General features: G+C 40.3%; 15 protein-coding genes. 8 read left to right on the top strand and 7 right to left on the bottom strand.

Annotated elements, in window-relative coordinates; genetic code table 11:
* Positions 1-1,205 precede the first annotated feature (1,205 nt).
* From RMY00_RS29080 to RMY00_RS29060, 6 genes are all read left to right on the top strand, one after another.
* Entirely contained in the window at positions 1,206-1,589 is a 384-nt protein-coding gene (locus tag RMY00_RS29080) for a hypothetical protein (RefSeq protein WP_322650855.1), read from the top strand.
* Positions 1,590-1,660: 71 nt separating this feature from the next.
* Entirely contained in the window at positions 1,661-2,089 is a 429-nt protein-coding gene (locus RMY00_RS29075) for a bifunctional diaminohydroxyphosphoribosylaminopyrimidine deaminase/5-amino-6-(5-phosphoribosylamino)uracil reductase RibD (RefSeq protein WP_322650854.1), read from the top strand.
* Between the two features lie 128 nt (positions 2,090-2,217).
* Positions 2,218-2,358, top strand: coding sequence for a DUF3172 domain-containing protein (locus RMY00_RS36265; RefSeq protein WP_416212114.1), 141 nt, complete (start codon positions 2,218-2,220; stop codon positions 2,356-2,358).
* 79 nt (positions 2,359-2,437) lie between these two features.
* The gene (locus RMY00_RS29070) at positions 2,438-2,656 is read left to right on the top strand and encodes a hypothetical protein (RefSeq protein ID WP_322650853.1); all 219 of its coding nucleotides are present in this window, start codon (positions 2,438-2,440) and stop codon (positions 2,654-2,656) included.
* Between the two features lie 735 nt (positions 2,657-3,391).
* Positions 3,392-4,411, top strand: coding sequence for an RpoD/SigA family RNA polymerase sigma factor (locus tag RMY00_RS29065; RefSeq protein WP_322650852.1), 1,020 nt, complete (start codon positions 3,392-3,394; stop codon positions 4,409-4,411).
* 112 nt (positions 4,412-4,523) lie between these two features.
* Complete coding sequence (locus RMY00_RS29060) at positions 4,524-5,018, top strand: ureidoglycolate lyase (RefSeq protein WP_322650851.1); 495 nt, start codon at positions 4,524-4,526, stop codon at positions 5,016-5,018.
* On the opposite strand, the gene galK is transcribed toward RMY00_RS29060, so the two are convergent.
* The 6 genes from galK to RMY00_RS29030 form a co-directional block, all read right to left on the bottom strand.
* Complete coding sequence (galK, locus tag RMY00_RS29055) at positions 5,015-6,097, bottom strand: galactokinase (RefSeq protein WP_322650850.1); 1,083 nt, start codon at positions 6,095-6,097, stop codon at positions 5,015-5,017. The genes RMY00_RS29060 and galK overlap by 4 nt on opposite strands.
* Positions 6,098-6,102: 5 nt before the next feature.
* Positions 6,103-7,191 (bottom strand): M24 family metallopeptidase, encoded by a 1,089-nt coding sequence (locus RMY00_RS29050; protein WP_322650849.1) that lies wholly within the window; start codon positions 7,189-7,191, stop codon positions 6,103-6,105.
* A 99-nt stretch (positions 7,192-7,290) separates the two neighbouring features.
* A complete protein-coding gene (locus tag RMY00_RS29045; RefSeq protein ID WP_322650848.1) occupies positions 7,291-7,686 on the bottom strand; it encodes a type II toxin-antitoxin system VapC family toxin in 396 nt (131 codons plus the stop codon).
* On the bottom strand, positions 7,686-7,958 hold the full coding sequence (locus RMY00_RS29040; RefSeq protein ID WP_322650882.1) for a hypothetical protein: 273 nt from the start codon (positions 7,956-7,958) through the stop codon (positions 7,686-7,688). The genes RMY00_RS29045 and RMY00_RS29040 overlap by 1 nt, the downstream gene beginning before the upstream one ends.
* 445 nt (positions 7,959-8,403) lie before the next feature.
* The gene (gene galT / locus RMY00_RS29035; RefSeq protein ID WP_322650847.1) at positions 8,404-9,504 is read right to left on the bottom strand and encodes a galactose-1-phosphate uridylyltransferase; all 1,101 of its coding nucleotides are present in this window, start codon (positions 9,502-9,504) and stop codon (positions 8,404-8,406) included.
* Complete coding sequence (locus RMY00_RS29030) at positions 9,483-11,342, bottom strand: glycoside hydrolase family 2 protein (RefSeq protein ID WP_322650846.1); 1,860 nt, start codon at positions 11,340-11,342, stop codon at positions 9,483-9,485. The genes galT and RMY00_RS29030 overlap by 22 nt, the downstream gene beginning before the upstream one ends.
* A 932-nt stretch (positions 11,343-12,274) precedes the next feature.
* Here RMY00_RS29030 and RMY00_RS29025 point away from each other — a divergent pair.
* Entirely contained in the window at positions 12,275-13,084 is an 810-nt protein-coding gene (locus RMY00_RS29025; protein ID WP_322650845.1) for a phytanoyl-CoA dioxygenase family protein, read from the top strand.
* A gap of 368 nt (positions 13,085-13,452) precedes the next feature.
* Positions 13,453-14,448 carry a glycoside hydrolase family 43 protein gene (locus RMY00_RS29020; protein WP_322650844.1) on the top strand — a complete coding sequence of 332 codons (996 nt, stop codon included), beginning with the start codon at positions 13,453-13,455 and terminating at the stop codon, positions 14,446-14,448.
* Between the two features lie 127 nt (positions 14,449-14,575).
* On the opposite strand, the gene RMY00_RS29015 is transcribed toward RMY00_RS29020, so the two are convergent.
* Positions 14,576-14,797, bottom strand: coding sequence for a hypothetical protein (locus tag RMY00_RS29015; protein WP_322650843.1), 222 nt, complete (start codon positions 14,795-14,797; stop codon positions 14,576-14,578).
* Positions 14,798-15,501: the final 704 nt, after the last annotated feature.

Raw genomic sequence — 15,501 nt, 5'->3', positions numbered from 1 at the left:
TCACTTTCATTACAATTCAAACTCCTTTCCAGAAATATGCAAGTATCAAGTTGATTGAGAAACCTAGAGTAAAAAAACTAATTACCGATTTAACTTAACATTGTGTTACTGCTGATGAAAGTATTAATCATCTAGTAATCAACATCATATTCTGTAAAAACACTGGTTTGGAGAACTTTACAAAATTTTCATACAAATGCTAGTATATTAGCTACCTTTTTGCTGATTCTGAAAAGACAAAAAAATAATTGCTTCAGAGTAAAAAATAAAATAACTGTGCCAACCTACAAGCAATGGAACGACTTTATCAATTATCAGTTACCAGTTTTAATCGAAGGGTTTAAATCCTCAACCATACGCCTATTAACTGTTTAGTATTAGTTGTTCACTGTTTTAAAGGTAGGCTTCAGATAGTGATAAGAGATGCCTAGAAAGACTAGATGGATATTTACCTGATCTGCTGCTTAAAAGTTCTGAACAATAATTAGTTTTTGCTTAGAATAATGGTCAATCTTGAGAACGATACAGGACTGACATAATAAAATTGTGTGATTTGAGTATTAAACTTGTAAAGACTCACAACCAATTTAATTTGCCTACACTGGTGAAATACTTCTTAATATGTGGAAATGACAGCACATTGTCCGCTCTTAAGTTTATATCCCGTATTTTAGGTTTAGTCAAAACTTGCGATCGCCTTGTTTGTATTCTGCAATAGACACAAAATACTTCTTCCAAGGTTTATTTAATAATATATTGTCTTACCTCTGTAACTATATAGTAACACGCGTAAGAGATAAATGGCTAGTAACTAAGGTTTGCAGAATAAAACCGAACTATATGAAGAAAGATAAACTCCGGTACAATCGTTTTCATTGATGCTTTATGCCAAGAACAAAGTTTTACGCTGACTTACTTATTAATACGGCTAAAAGAATATAAGTTAGTAGAGTTGCAGCAGAAAGCACAGAAAAGACGAGGCTCAAATTCCGACATGGTTAGAGCATGGATTGCTCAATTGCCTCCTTTTAGACAAAAATCTACATCAGACTAAATAAACTTTACTATGTTTTTCATGAAGTTTAGCTAAAGTTCTTGCTATTTGTGTTAACCTGAAGTATTAAAACTCGGCTGCTATTTTTTGCTTTCTGTATTTAGGCAATTTTAATTATTAAACTAACATTAACTGTAAAGAGTATTGAATTATGAAATTATCTTCAATGATTGTGATTAGTGTACTCGCTCTCCCCCAGAGTGTCTATGCTAACCAAGAAAATGCTCCTATGATAACAGGCGATTACAATCAGGCTGAAGTTTTATTGACGGAACCAGCCACGATTAACAGTACATGGAGTAATTTTACTCGACAGACCAATAATCCCAAAGAAACTCCTGAATCAATTTTGCTAGTACAGGAGCAAGAATGCCAAAAGATTAACCCGCTTGAGTTTATCAATAACCCAGGTGCTTTTTTTAAGCAATGTCAAAAGCCAAGAAATACCCAAACTTCTCAGAGTACTGAGCCAATTGAGTATCTCAAGGTTCCTAAACTGGATTCTGGTATTAGTGTGACAGTTACTAAATTTTGATATAAAACCTTTTTAGCAAGAGATAATTAATTATTGGTAGTGTAATTTATCTAGATAATTTACGTTAAAACATGGATGAAATATTTATGTTGGCTGCTTTAGCTCAAAGCCGAAAAGCTTTGCCGGAATGTTTGCCGAATCCACCAGTTGGCTGTGTAATCATAGATGCCCAAGAGATAGTAGCCAAAGGATACACGCAAGCGCCTGGAAAACACCATGCTGAGGCTGACGCACTTAAGCAAATTCAAGGTAAAGCTTTCAACTTCTTGAAAATGTATGTAACTCTTGAACCTTGTTCTTTTCATGGACGCACACCCGCATGTGCTTTAGCGATCGCCAAAGATCGTCGTATACATGAAATATATGTATCTATAATTGATCCAGACTCCCGTAATAATGGTCAAGGATTGGACATTCTTAAGAATGCAGGAAAGATAGTTAATGTTGGGCTATGCGCTAATGAGGTAAGTGCTTTTCTTAACCAATATCTAATAAAGTGATATTAAAATTATGCTGTATAATAATTAACCACTCTGAAACATAAGTCTTTTCGCTTCTATAGGATAACTACCTGCGATCGCGGGTCTTGCTGTCTTGCCAAGTATAATTCTTGGTGTTAATGTAGCGAATATTACTACTTTTAGTCAAAAAAAATGTCGCCAAGAGTAATTACATTGATAATACTGCACTTAATACAGATGTCTGCGTTCAGTATGACACAAGCGCAATTATCATATATACCTGCGTTTTTGCCGTCCTAAATCCCTAATTACAAATATTTAACTGGATTTTCAAGAAGCAAGGCAGCTATGCTGTTTTGGTGGAAGTAGAAGGGAAAAGAATTTAGCTTGTTTATTTTCTTTGTAGCGGTTGGCGCACCACCAGTTAAAACAATTCGCAATGGGCAACTCTTGGAGACGCTAAAAGCGAACGCCCCGCTACGAAGAGAGCAATTACGTTTTGCGTTAGCGAGTCTGCGAGCGTCCGGGGATTTAGACCTCGGCCCAAAACGGGCTGCCTGTCTTGCTGGGGACTTAAACCCCCAAAGTTCGTTGAACCGCTCCTAAGAAAGCTGTTCTTAAATAGAAGAAGCTGGATAAGTGCTCTTTTGATAGCTATAGGAATCGTATTTGATTTTTGAAATGATCTCCGTGGGCGGGGAGTGGGGAGTAGGGAGTAAGGAATAGGGAATTAGGCTTTTTAATTTGTACCAAGCTTTTTCATAAATCAAACATTAGTCCTATAGCGTTCTACGTAGAGAACTTGATATTATTAGATTATTTAGTAAAAAATCAGGGGTCATAAATGGGCATTGTAGGTTTAATAAGTTGATATTCAATGAAATCAAAATATAACCTAAATAGTAGTAATAGAAATAAATTATTAATTTGTGGTTTAATAATTTTAAATTCCGACTAGTGTAAAGTTTTTGTGTTATTGCTCTATTCTTTGTAATAAAATTATTATCGAGTCAATGTTTAATTTACTCATAAAGTATATTAGATAAATAAATAATAATTATGTTTCACAGATATGCAAATATTAAGAATAAAGTAGTGTAATAGGTTCAGAAGATATGCTAATAATACTTGAGGTAATTGATTTGTTACTACTGATGATGTTATTATTAGGGAGTAGGTTGATTTTGGGTTTATTATCTCCAAGAATTGACTTGTAATGTATCATAGACCAAAATTCATCAGTATTGTCAATTGATTGATTAGCAGTGTGAAATGGCTATGGGTCTGAATATGTAGACTTGATACCAATAAATTGATGACGTTACAGAGGAGCAAATAACCATGAGCAACTTAACATCTCCACCTACCGAAGTTCAAAAAACGAAGAAAAAAACTTTAGCCGCAGATAAAAAACCTCGATCTACAGATGATATTGTGCGTAGTTATCTGCAAGAAATCGGGCGTGTAGATTTGTTGACTCGTGAACAAGAGGTTATTTTTGCCGAACAAGTGCAGCAGATGATGAATTTACTCGCTGCTAAAGAAGAATTGGCTATGAAATTAAATCACGAACCCACACTGCAAGAATGGGCAGATCGGGTGGAGTTAAGTGTTGATCTGGTAGAGCAACAGCTAAATTTAGGACATCAAGCCAAGCAGAAAATGATTCAGGCTAATCTCAGGTTAGTGGTAGCAGTGGCGAAGAAATACCAGCACCGCAACCTGGAATTTATGGATTTAATTCAAGAAGGTACTTTAGGTTTAGAGCGAGGAGTGGATAAATTTGATCCTGCTCTTGGTTATAAGTTTTCTACCTACGCTTACTGGTGGATTCGTCAAGGAATCACAAGAGCGATCGCTCAACAAGGACGAACAATTCGTTTACCTATCCACGTCTTTGAGAAACTAAACAAAATTAAACGGGTGCAGCGAGAATTATCTCAACAGTTAGGTCGCGTTCCTACTACTGCTGAAATTGCTACCGCCTTATCTTTGACACCTAGCCAAGTTAGAGAATGTTTGTACTTGGCACGTCAACCCTTTTCCTTAGAGGCGCGAGTTGGTGAACAACAAGATACAGAATTGCAGGACATACTGGAGGATGATGGTCCTTCTCCCGAAGACTATGCTGTTGAAGAATCTTTGCACCAAGATTTACAAGACTTGTTGGCAAAGCTGTCTCCCCAGCAGCGAGAAATATTAACCTTGCGCTTTGGTCTGACTGATGGATATGAACTTTCTTTAGCACAGATTGGCGATCGCATGGGTATTAGTCGAGAACGAGTACGTCAGATAGAGCAAAAAGCTCTCAGTCTTCTCCGACGGCAAAAAGAACAAGTACGTAGTTATTTAGCAAGCTGAGATTATTTTTTATAATAATGTAGAGCATTTAAACTCAGGAAGTTACCATTATGATTGGATAAAACTCAGTCATTTTGGGAAAAAATAAACCTAAGCATCTCAAAGTTTTGATATGAGCACATCAAAGACAGTGCAACAATTGCAAGCACAATCTGTGACTTCTGAAAACTTTCGGCGTTATGGACAGGTGATTTTTGCAAGTCTTGATGGTAAAGCTTGCGATGGGGAAGATGCCCAGTTAAACCTGCAAAACGGGATTCCACGGTTTTATATTATGCGGTTAGAGAAAAGAGGGCGAAAATTTCACAAAATTACTCGCCATGTGCAATGCACTCAATGTCTGGGTTCTTTAGAAGGGAAAGATTGGTTAATTGCAGTTTGCCTTCCTAATAATGATGTAAATGTACCAGCATTAGAAGAAATTGCTGCTTTCCGCATTCCGGGGAATTGTTTTATCAAGCTACATGAGGGTACTTGGCATGCTGGCCCCTATTTTGACCATGAAGCTGTAGATTTTTATAATTTGGAACTAGCTGATACAAATATGGTGGATCATTTCACCCATGATTTTCTCAAGAGTCATCAATTAGAGTTTGAGATGGTTTAGGTTTCATCACTCAATCCTAAAGAAGGAACTAAAATGCGTCCGTTGTAACCTGCTTGGTTGTATTGTTCAAGGACATGAGTTGCAATACTTTTGCTCTCACCCGATCTAACCAAAGCTACACTTGCCCCTCCAAAGCCTGCACCCGTGAGTCTTGCACCAAATACCCCTTCTATTTTCTGCAAAATCTCTACCAACTTATCTAGGGCTGGTACTGAAACTTCGTAATCATCTCGCAAGCTGGCGTGGGAAGCGTTCATCAATTTGCCAAAGCGCTCAGATGTCACTCCTTGCAATACTTCCAAGACGCGGTTATTTTCTGTAATTACATGACGGGCACGACGCTGTAGTGGTTCAGGTAAGGTTTTTGTTACATTAACATCAGTAATATCTCGCAATGCTTTCACACCGAGCGATCGCGCCGCCTCCTCACACTCAGCCCGACGCTGGTTATAACCGCTACCTGCTAATGTGCGGGGTACACCGCTATCAATAACCAAAATCTCTGCTTTTTCAGGCAAAGGCATCACCCGACGTTCTAAAGTTCGAGTATCTAAAAACAAGATATGTTCAGTGTCAGCCAAGCTAGAAGCCATCTGATCCATGATGCCGCATTGTACGCCAGCATATTGAATTTCTGCTTGCTGGGCGAATTGGGCGATTTCAACATCATCAATGGGAAGGTTTAGAAGTTGGCGTAATGCCCGGAGGGTTGCTACTTCCAAAGCGGCGCTGCTAGACAAACCCGAACCCATCGGAACCGACGATTTGACGTACACACAAAGCCATGAAATTGTATATCCTGCTTTTTGCAAAAGCTCAATACAGCCAAAAATATAACTGGCAAATCCAGACGGCTGATGATTGATATCTGAAATGCTCACTTGCTCGTTGAGATTTTCCGAGTAAAAGTGATGCTGGCTATCGCTACTAAAACCTAGCTGTACCGTTGTACCTTGAGGAATCGCAGTTGGAAGAACGAAGCCATCATTATAGTCGGTATGTTCGCCCAGTAAATTTACTCTTCCTGGCGCACTGGCTTGAGTTTCAGGTGGTTTACCAAATACTTCTTGAAAATCCATAATTTTTAATTGTACAAAGGTACGGAGCGCAATCTTCCTTCTACCTCAACATTAGGGAAATTTGGATCAAAAGTCAGATTTTCTAACTTTCCATCTTTCAAAATCACAAAAGTATCTTCAATTTTTGCTCCTCGTAAACTGGGATTCCAAGCGACAGCAATACCTTCTGCCAAAGTATCAGTAGTGCTTGGATTTGCTACGATTTCTCGCGCTAAATATCCGGTGGTTCCTCCCTGGTGATGTTCCCGAATGGCATTGGGGAATCCATGCTGTTCATAAGCTTGAGCTAGTGCGTTATAAACTGCATCAAGACTGGTTCCAGATTGGCACAAATTTAAAACTACTGCTTCTATTTCGCGCACATGGGAATGCAATTCGGCCTGTTCGTCTGAGAGCTTACCAAAACAAACAAATCGAGTCAGATTTGCATACAAACCGTAACCTCTAGCGCAAAACACCAGCATCGCTTGCCGTCCAATTTGTTGTGATGTAGCTGTAGCATGACGGTATAGCGGTAAACGTCTCTCACCCGCTACCAGTGTCAGCGCCGGATGTAAGCCTTTCGCCCATAACGCCTCTGCACCCGCACCCGCTAACTGATATTCTGTCCAAGTTGGCTTGGCGGTTTTGAGTACTTCTGTCATTGCAAGGCTCGCTTTTTGCCCAACTTGGCGATATCGCTCTAATTCACTTGACATCATTACTCGTTTGTGTAATTGCAGAGATCGGGGTAATGGCTGTTCTAAATTGCAGGTAGGGCGATCGCTAATTACTTTTCCGTTGCCAGTTGCATCACGAACAAAAGACTCACGGGCAGCATAATCAGCCCAAGGGTTCACATATACCTTAAAATTAGCAGGCAGTTCTTCATCCTTAAGACGCTGCGCTTCAATTTCATCCGTCAATACCCAAGCATCTTCAGTAGTTACTAATACTTCTGCTACGCCAGTTTCAGCAGTTAGCAGCACGGTGTTAGAAGCGCCAGCTGTCGCCCAGGCAAACCAGTCTGTACCACGCAAACGCACGGCTTGTACTTCGGTTTCACGCAAGGTTTGCCTGATTAACTCTAGTTTTTTGGAGACTTCTTCGTTCATAGGAAAAACACGGATAGATACAGATAATTATCAAACTTATCTACGTCTGTCTGCGTCTGTCTAAGGTTGGTATTCAAAATGGTACAATTAATCTTATGTCTAATTTTCTAACCGGTTCTCTAATTGTAAGTTAGGAATATTAGTAAAATCTTTGATATTATTAGTTACGAGAATATCATTGCGAGAACGAGCAACAGCAGCAATTAATGCATCTAATTCTCCAGTTGGTTTACCAACTTTTTTGAGTTCGCTTTGAATCTTCCCAAATTCAATAGCTGCTTCTAAGTCAAATGGTTCTATGAGTAATAGGTCAATAAACTGCTGCAAAGTTTCTAGGTTATTGGACACCTGTTGAGAATAGTAAACGCCTTTATAAAGTTCTGCAACTATAATTGTTGATAGATAACATTGGCTAAAGTAGCAATTAAGTTTTTTCATTGCTTGGGGATTTTCTTTGAGAAGTGCAATGCAAATGTTAGTGTCTAACAGATACATTAGCCGTTATCCTGATTATCAATTGGGTCTATGCTTCTACCTTGGTAAGTATGACGTTGCTGGTCAATCTCTACAAATATTTCTGTTAAATCTGGTTGATTTTTCCACACCCCAAATAATTTATTTAATTTAGCTAATCTCTCTTCTTCTGTTAAATGTAGTTTTGGTTCGGGTATTTGCTTTTCAATAAATTCTAAGTCTATAATTATTTCTGTTCCATCGGGAATGTTATTTAGTTCCTCTAATATTTCTATATTTTGACCGCGTTTTATTCATCGGATTTTCATATTATTTTATCCTTTATCTGTCAATGTATCAAAAAATATTAGTATAAGTTATTAGAAAAGGGTAGTTAGATTACACATCTTCTAATACAACCTACAAATAAAATCACAACTTAATATCATGATTTTGAATCAAGTTAGCAATCAGGTCATATATCTCACTACTTAGTGCATCCTCAAAGCTGGAACACAAAACAGTCAGAGTTCGTTGGTCGTTTAAACAGTCCATTAAATCGCGTCGAACCGCCGTACCATCCTTATCTAAACCCCTGGTATCAATAACTTTATACTTTAATTTAATATTGGATAGAGACTAAATTAAGAAAAGACAGGGGGTTTTCGCCCCCTCCCTGCTTTCTGTTAGCATTAAATACGAAACAGTCTGGAGTACAAGCAGCAAAAAAGTCTTTAGCTGTTTTAGTGCCATTCCTCTTTATGCCGAAATCGGTTCTTCAATATTTACCACCACAGCCTGTAACTCTTTCGCTTTTTCTTCTGGCAAAGCATCATTGGCAAACATACCGGCTGCAAGTTCAGTTCCCGCTAGATACTTCAGCCTTTCGCTTGTCCGATATGGTGGAAAAAACTCGGCGTGTAAATGCGCTTCTGGATGGGCTAAACCGTCAGTTGGTGCTTGGAACCAAGCCATCAAGTAAGGAAATGGACGATTCCACAAGCCGTCATACTTGAGAGTGACAGTTTTTAACGCCTTAGCAAGTCCCCAACGTTGTTTTGGGGTAAGTTCGGTAAAACTGCTAACTGGCTGAATTGGCGCAATCCAAACTTCATAGGGGTAACGAGCGCATACCGGGACAAATGCGATCGCATACTCATCTTGATAAATAATCCGTTGATTATCTGCAATTTCCTTCTGAATCAAGTCTTGCATTAAACCCCGTCGATGTTTTTCATAATACTCTTGCTGCATTGACAGCATTCGCGCTGGCACTGGCGGTACAAAGGGATATGCGTAAATTTGCCCGTGAGGATGGTGCAATGTTACACCTACTTCTACACCTTTATTTTCAAATGGCAGCACGTACTGAATTTGGGGATTTGCTCCTAATACGCGGGTGCGATCGCCCCACACTTCTAAGAGCAAATCAAGGTGTTCCAATTCCAGAGAACTAAGGGAAGCTTGGGCATTTTGTGCAAAAACCACCACTTCACACGCCCCATTAGCAGGCAATGTTTCCACAATGCACTCTGGCGGATCGTGTGCCGTTTGAGCCATTGAGGGAAAGCGATTATCAAACACCGCTACATCATACTTACCTGGGGGGAGTTCTGTAGGAAACTCCGGTTTTGTAGTCGGTGCAAGGGGGTTATATTCTGGAGGCGGCATGAAAGTTCGCCCTTGACGGTGAGAAGCGTAAGCAACCCATTCGCCGCGTAAAGGATGCCAGCGCAGGTGGGGATTTGCTTGCACTGGTTCATTACTAGGGCTAGTGGCGATGATATTATCGGCAATCGGGTATCGACTGTATAAGGTCAGTGGACGACCATCCGGCTTTAACAGCTTGTGGGAGTACATAATCCTTGTCCTGAAAGGGTCGCAGCGCGGATCGCCTCAATGGGAAATTTAGGTGTGCGATCGGCGTATAATAAACCGTTAGCTTCTTGGAAAGTATCTGTAAATTGGGTGTAGCAAAATCCGCTAAACAACTCGATATCATTAATCGTTTCGAGCAGAGTAGCGTATTTAATTTCTAGCTCGGAAATATTGGAGCAACGCTCATATCCCCAAGCTTTATCTGCATCGGGGTTATCAACAGGAGCATAGGCAATACCACCAAACTCAGTCAGCATCACTGGTTGTCCCTGATGCGGAAAGTTATCCAGTGTCAGGATGCGCCCTCCAGGACGCTTCCGGTCAAACAAATCTGATAGCTTCACTTCCGGCCCATAGCGATGACCTAATCGTTGTGGGTGAGTGTCGTAATCATGAATAGCCAGAATATCCGTATCTGTACTTTCCCAGCCATCGTTGCCAATCACTGGACGGCTTGGATCGAGAGTTTTAGTTAAGTGATACATTGCCAAAACGTAGTTTCGGTGAGCCGCAGTCTCAACCAAATTCGGAACTCCCCAGGATTCATTAAACGTTACCCAAGCTACGATACAGGGGTGGCTGATATCCCGCCTGATTACCTCAGCCCACTCTCGCGTTGTGCGTTCCACTGCTTTCGGTGTGAAACGATATGCACTGGGCATCTCTTCCCATACTAACAACCCCAGCACATCTGCCCAATATAAAAATCGCGGGTCTTCAATTTTCTGGTGCTTACGGACTCCGTTAAAACCCATTGCTTTGGCAAGTTCGACATCGCGCCGCAATGCCCCATCGTCCGGTGCTGTCATTAGCGAATCGGGCCAGTAGCCTTGATCCAAAACTAAGCGCAAATAATAAGGACGACCATTGAGCATAAAGCGATCGCGCTGTATCCCCACAGTCCGCATTGCTGTATAGGATTTTGCTTCATCCAAAAGTTCATTGTTATGCCAAAGTTGAACGTGGGCATCCATTAAAGTGGGCTTTTCTGGACTCCATAGCAATTCGTTACGGTAGTCGTCGATACCTGGATCGGAAAGGGAAATGCGACGGCCAATTTCTCCGTTAAACACTTCATAAGTATCGTTTGCCAGCACGTTATTGCCAATGCTCAGTTTTACCTTGATTTGGATACCAGCAGGGGCATCACCTGCGATCGCAGCATAACAACCAACTTCCCAGCGCTCGAAATCGGGACTCCACCGAATATTATCGATGTAAGTTCTACCCACCCGCTCAATCCAGACTGTTTGCCAAATACCACTGGTGCGAGGATACCAAATACTGTGCGGTTCCAATTGCCAATCTTGCTTTCCTCTAGGCTTGGCAAGGTCACAAGGATCATCCTGGGCCCAGACTGTTACTTTAGTTATGCCAGTGTCATTCAAAACTGCGGTAATATCCAGTGTGAAAGGAGTATGTCCCCCTTCATGCTCTATCATATATTGACCATTCACCCATACACGGGCGCGGTAATCTACAGCCCCAAAGTGCAGTAATAATCTGCCCTCACCTTCAGGCGTTTCAAATTCTCGCTCATACCAGCAATTTGGATGAAAACCTGTATCACCAATACCACTTTTGGTAGATTCGGGAGCGAAGGGAACTTGTATATGATGAGTCCACCCCTGGATATCGCCTGGTTGAACACATCGTCCTTCATTGTCAAAAGCGAACTTCCACTCACCGTTTAAATTTAGCCAGTGCGATCGCTGTAACTGTGGGCGTGGATACCCAGCTTCTGGAAAGCTAGAAACCCTTTGATTATCTGTATTAGAGGGCAACTCTGTCTTACGCTTTTGTATATCCAACAATTTCATTAAAACCTCTTAATGTAACTACAATAGAACAAATTTTCTGTGCCTTCGGTTTAGACTAAACTAGGCTATTTTGAGACATTCCAGGAGTTTTTTGCTCCTTTTACCGTAATCTATATAACTTTATACCTATATTGACATAATGCTATTTATCGCTTAATAGTAAACATAAAATACATTAAGCGCCCTAGTATGGGGGATACAAAATTAGGTATAGACTATTAACTCGTGACATTATGGCACACATATTGTAAATATTTGCCAAGTTGGCAGGAAATAATTAGGTAAGCTGTTCCATATTTAAATTGCATCTACTGGGCGGCAAAACGCCCACCCCATAAGAGTTCTGCTGAATTTGGTTTTGTAACTTAACCCTATTGCCCCATAACGCTGGAATTTTTTAACTAATTCTGGAGGTTTAACTCAATATCAACTCCCAAGTGCCGAGGTGTGCCTTGCAAAATCCACATTGAAGGAAAGTTCTGCTTCAATTTGGCACTAAATCTCCGTTACAAAACTTAATTAAGTATTACAAATTATTTTAATTTCTACATTACGGAGTTGTAGCTGATTTTTAACAGTCATCCTATGAATCTGCGGCGAAAACTCCCATCTTGGCGGCAAAGGCAACAGTTTTTACCTTCAGTAGTTTTATCACCTCTTACTACATTTATAATATCACAATTTGGGCAGTGAATTGCCTTAAAAAGCATTGCTGTATTTCTGATTCAGCACCTTCCCCACAACCGAAAAACCCTAGCAACTAACCAACATAAAGCCTTATCTATAAAGAGATTTGGATAACCTAAGTCTACAAAAACTGATAAGTCAATTCCAGAAATGGTGCGCTATTATCGACGAACAATTGCAAAAACTGCTATTGAGAGTCCGATTTAAATTTGACTTTAACATGAGGAATTGGCGAGGATAAGAAAATGGTTCAAAGTATAGGTAGAGTAAATAAATATACAGATACTGACCTAAACCAATTTGCCGAAGACCTAAATCGAGACGGAATTTGTGTGATTCCCGGTCTTTTTGACAAAGAATTGATTAGCGAATGGGCAAAAGCTTTTGATAATTTATTCCAAGAACGTCAAAATCAACCAGGTGGACTGGCTCCCCGTGAAATTGCGCGTTACTATCTAACATTGCCTTGGGTTTCCCCCTTTGCTAACGTAGAAGTTTTTGCTAATCCAGTGATTATGGGTGTGCTGGAGCGAGTATTTTATCAGGAATATGTGATGGTTCAGATGGGGGTTGATCTTCCAGTACAGGGTTCGGATTATCAGGAAATCCATCGGGACTATCGCCCTTTGTTCTCCGATCAAATAGTAACGCCACTCTACGCTCTTGCCGTTAACTTCCCACTTGTGGAAGTAACCGCAGAAAACGGGCCATTCCAGATGGCGCGTGGTACGCATCTTTTGCCGCGTGAAGAGGGATTAAGGAAAATTGCCACTGGTGAAATTCCGATGGAATCTTTTTATATGGAGCTAGGGGATGCCATGATTCGGACACCTTTGGCACTGCATCGGGGTTCACCAAATCGGACTAACCAGCCAAGACCGATGGTAGTTATGGGCTATGCTATGCACTGGTTACATACGCCGAAGGTAGATTTGACTCTCCAACGAGACTATTATGAGAGCCTACCAGAGAATTTAAGGCAAATGATTCGTTGTCAGGTGGTGGAACAGTTGCCAAAGGAGAAGGTTGAAACTTACGTAAATTTTAAGTACTAATAAGTTATTCCCATTTTACAGCTATTAGTCTGTCAATAAATAATTGATGGATAAATTAAGAGTAGAGACGGCAATTTATCGCATCTCTTTAACCTCTTTACTCTGGTTCTCTACCCCTCTGCGGTTAAATAAATTACTTTTAAACCGTAGAGGGGTAGAGAGCGCTGAGAAAAAATAATCTTATTTTACGAGTTACGTTGAAAGGGGTAGTCTTAGAGTTTTCGTATTTTTGTAGAGGAGTTTGGAATCATTCATACTCAAATTCAGCAATGTCGGACAATTCAAGGGTGCGAACCAGCATAAAGATAGTTGTTTTTGCGATCGCACTTCCTCAAGAATTGAGTTAACACGCTATAGTGAGCGCCGAGATGTTAACTTATACCAATCCAGTCTACAAAGGCTATTTTGCCGATCCTTTTGTTTGGGAATTTGAGGGTGTATACTACGCGATCGGCACTGGTGCAGCCGAAGCGGAAGGAATGGTAGACGAAATCGCAAAACTACGTGTCTTCCCTCTATTACGCTCCTTTGATTTCGTGAATTGGGATTTTGTAGATAACGCACTGTTGCGGCCAGACCCCTCCCTTGGCAATAATTTTTGGGCCCCCGAAGTTGCTTATTCCAATGGTAAATTTTACCTCTACTACTCTGTAGGACACGAGGATAAAAATCATCAGTTGCGTGTTGCCACAAGCGATAATCCTCTGGGCCCCTATAAAGATGTTGGTGAGCCACTTGTAGATCCAAATTTTTGCTCCTTCGCCATCGACCCCCACGCATTCCGTGATGACGATGGGCAGTGGTATTTATTTTATGCTCGTGATTTTTTAGACACTGAGGGCGGCGTGCGGGCTGGTACTGCCCTTTTTGTAGATCGGCTTCAAGATATGACGAAACTTTGTGGTGTCGGTAAAGTCGTCTTACGGGCGCGTTCCGATTGGCAACGATTTTTAGCCAACCGATTGATGTATGGTGAACATTTTGATTGGCATACCTTAGAAGGCCCCTGTGTCCGTAAACATGGAGGCCAATATTATTGCTTTTATAGTGGTGGGCGCTGGGAAACAGAGGACTACGGCGTAGATTATGGTGTTGCCGATAGTGTGATGGGGCCTTACTCTGATGTGGGTAACGAAATGGGGCCACGGGTGCTACGTTCGCTTCCTGATCGTGTGAAAGGGCCTGGACATAACTCAATCGTTGTAGGCCCCGACGGTCAGACTGATTACATTGTCTACCATGCTTGGGATGTAAACATGGATGCGCGGCGAATGTGCTTGGATAAACTTATTTGGTCGGCAGATGGGCCATATTGCGAAGGCCCCACCTGGACACCACAGGCGATCGCCTCCAAATCAATTTGATTTGCCAAGGATTAATACCAATTCATGAAAACCTTGAAATAGCTTAACTGTTGGCTAGCTCACCCGCCTGGAACTAAAGTTCTTTGGCTTTTTTGTTCTATTGTTTAACTTGAGGATTAGTCGAACGTTACAATGCTAATTGCCCCAGCGCGATGTTACCTAAGCCTGCTTTACCTGCATCTATAAAGAACTGCCGATCAACCTCGTTAACTTGGGTATTTTGGGTTGGGGTTGTTCGATTTGTTTGAGCATTCACAAACTCACTATTGGGAAGTAATGCTGAGTATCCCAATGAGACGAAAAATCCAACTGCAAGGAGAGCAATAGTAACTAAGGTTCGTTTAATCATGATCAATTCCTAAGAAAGCTTGGCTAAACCAGCGTGTATTTCCACTAGATCATTTGCTCAAAATTCTTTGGCAAGATTAATAATTTTGTAAATAACTTGACATGTTTGGAAAAGTACGCTGTCTCCAATACTCTTCTCCTTGCGAGAAACATCCATCTTTCTTGAGGTGTGTTTAGCACCCTAAATAAAAAGTAATTTTTTTTTAGCTCGGCTTTATCCAACCAAACGATATAAACCATATTATTGAGCAATTGCTCAAAATTTACACTATAAAGCCGGAAATTTGTACAATTCTAGTTAGTTTAGGTGATCAACAAAAAGTCTAAAGTTCTGATAAATGTAGATTTTAATGTCTTGAATTTTGAATTGGTAATGTCCTATTAGTTGAAGTATAAATATAGCGGAAGCCTTGCCTAAACTAGTTTGATATCAGAATTATATTAATAATTTTTGAACTAGACATCATCATATATTTATGAGTAGTAACTATAAAACATTTGTAGTAGATACATGAGTAAACTAAATTTTTTATATTTTTAATTTGCTTTGTTTTAATGTTTACTTACAAAAGTAATATGGATGTAAGCCTTTTGGCGTATATCTAATTACATATTTGGCTAAATTTTACACATTCTTACACATAATTTAGTGTCAATAACGTTAGAATTTTAATACTTAAGAATAATACAGTAGTTTTTAATTAC

Origin of the sequence: Nostoc sp. ChiVER01, assembly GCF_034531155.1 — a bacterium.
GTDB lineage: Bacteria > Cyanobacteriota > Cyanobacteriia > Cyanobacteriales > Nostocaceae > Nostoc.
Note: the sequence above shows the minus strand (reverse complement) of the source record. Positions and strands in the feature narration are given on the sequence as shown.